Origin of the sequence: Undibacterium sp. SXout7W (assembly GCF_049339385.1) — a bacterium.
Lineage (GTDB): Bacteria > Pseudomonadota > Gammaproteobacteria > Burkholderiales > Burkholderiaceae_D > Undibacterium.
On record NZ_JBMPPF010000164.1, the window covers coordinates 1 to 284 of the forward strand.

1 pseudogene is annotated in these 284 nt (G+C 56.0%); it reads right to left on the reverse strand.

The window, feature by feature from the left end:
- Positions 1-284, reverse strand: a pseudogene (locus ACO0LB_RS20945) (aminopeptidase); the annotation flags it as partial.

Below are 284 nucleotides of genomic sequence, written 5' to 3' on the forward strand. Positions count from 1 at the left end.
GGAAATCATCGGGTATTCCATGCCGCCCACCGGGCCGTTGACGGAAATGGCGGTCGGGTAAGGGTAGGCGATGCTGTACTTGTTGTACTGTTCGATGGTGTGCAAAATCGCCTGCGTGCTGTATTTTTCCCACAGCGGATTGCCCTCTTTTGGATAGTAAGACATGGCCATCAGCTTGCTGTCGCCCTTGTTGTAGCCTTGCGCATCCCAGATGAACTTGCGGCTGGAGGCCCAGGCGAAGTCGCGCACATTCGAGGCCTTGAAATGCCAGGTCTTTTGCGCGC